The following is a 2018-nucleotide window of genomic DNA, read 5'->3' as shown; positions in this document are numbered from 1 at the left end:
AAGAAAGTGAGGTTAGATTTAATTATAGACATGATAATTTCTATAATCTCATAGAAAAAATTTTTTTTGAAAAATAAAAGATACTAGTCTAGACCCTAAATTAATTGTAAAAAATATTTGTTCTGGATATCCTGTAAATACTTCTAATAAATAAGTCTTATTAGTAGAAGTTAATTCCATCTTATTATGCGACAGTACAGCATTTAATAATAATGCTCTATCTTGTTTATTTAAAGGTGGTATTTTTATATGGAATATTTTATCAGAATTATCCTTACTGTATCTAACCATCTGTTCGCTTAATAAACATAGGACCAATTTATCTAAATCACACCTTTCAACAAATGTATTAAACCATGGAACAATACTGCTATCTCGTTGAACAATACAATGATTATCTTCAATAACAACTATCTCTTTTTGTTCATAAAGTTCATTAAAAATTTCAAGTAAAATATTAATTTTTTCATCAATAGAATTTACAATTAAATTCTCTATAAGACTTTCCTGAATATCTGTATATGCACAATTATATAGTGATAAGATTAAGTCTTCTATAGATTGTCTTTCATCTAGCGAAATAACATATGGCTGATATGTTTCTCGCATAATATAATTTTTCTTTAAGGAATGATATAGAAATTTTCTACGACCTATACTTTTTAAACCGCTAGCTATTATACAAGTTGTTTTTTTATTAAAATCTGCTAGTCTTTGTTCTAGTATAGAAATTTCCTCTGTTCTACCTACAAAAATACTATCAATATGCTTAATATTTGGTTTCAGCTCCCATACAACTTCTCGATATTTTTGTTCTATTTTTCGTGAACAAAGAACAGGTTTAGATATATAATGTAAATTATATTCTTCTTTTATCCATTTTGGTATATCTTCATGGTCATAAGTAATGGTTTTAGAAATTATAATAGGATAAAAACGTTTTATTTTTCCATTTTTAATATAAGATTTAGCTTTAAATATTTCACGTTTCACCCATGCACTTTTTAGTGAACTTTCAGAAATAAATAGCACAAATAAACCAGTTTCTTCTATAGACTTATAGATTTCATCAATAGTTTTCTCGCCAGCATCAAATGTCCAAGAATCATACACTAAATTATATTTTTTTAATTTTTTTGCAACTATCTCTACATAGCTTTTATCATTACTGCTATGTGACAGAAAAATCTTATACATAATATGCTCCTGATAATATCTAAAAACATTTAATATAAATTATATTAATTTTCATATTTTGTCAATCTATTTGGAAATAATTTATAAAATAATTAGTAATACATATATTATTTTTTACAAATAAACATATAACTAAAAATGATTTATCACTCTATATTAATATTAGAAATAATATTATTTTCATTAATTTATATAGATTTTTATCTTTATATTACACCTATTACTATGTTTACTTTATGAAAAAAATTGCAGATAAAGATAATGATTTTAGAAATTAGGCGATATGTTTATAAATGAATTTGATACACTTAAAAACATTTTTTACAAAAACTTTTGTAAACATTCATCTATAATAAGTATACTTTATGAAGAAATGGAACAAAAACTACAACAATATGATATAATATATTTTAGAAAAGATAATATTTTTTTATAGCAATATCCAACAATATTTAGATTTTTTATAAATACTATTCATCTTTATATGACACATAAAAATTCATGTCAGTTAGGTTAAAATAAATAAATAAATAATCAATATCTGCGTATACATTAAATAACAACTCTAATAACAGGAGACAAAAATAGTAAGTACAATAAAAGCTATACTTATATGGATAATCATATCGTTATTAAAAACAGCTGGATATATCATTTTCTGAATAATAGTTTTTGATTTTTTATAAATAATAGAGATATAAAAACAAAAAAGCCCTGACTTTTTTGAGGCGAACCCAAATTTTTGGACAGATTTAAATTTATGCGGTTTGAGTTCTGTATTTTACAGGACTCAAGCCATTTAATCTATATTTAATTCTTTC

General features: G+C 23.1%; 1 protein-coding gene. It reads right to left on the bottom strand.

Translation table 11 applies throughout. The features are described 5' to 3' along the window. Positions 1-48 precede the first annotated feature (48 nt). A complete protein-coding gene (locus Q1X91_RS15525; protein ID WP_300759506.1) occupies positions 49-1197 on the bottom strand; it encodes a toll/interleukin-1 receptor domain-containing protein in 1149 nt (382 codons plus the stop codon). Positions 1198-2018: the final 821 nt, after the last annotated feature.

Source organism: uncultured Brachyspira sp. (assembly GCF_949287625.1).
Taxonomy (GTDB): domain Bacteria; phylum Spirochaetota; class Brachyspiria; order Brachyspirales; family Brachyspiraceae; genus Brachyspira.
This window is presented reverse-complemented; position numbering and strand designations above follow the sequence as displayed.

What these genes read in the sequence shown, in the direction of transcription:
- Q1X91_RS15525 (WP_300759506.1), bottom strand. Translation starts at nt 1,197, where the DNA reads ATGTATAAGATTTTTCTGTCACATAGCAGTAATGATAAAAGCTATGTA.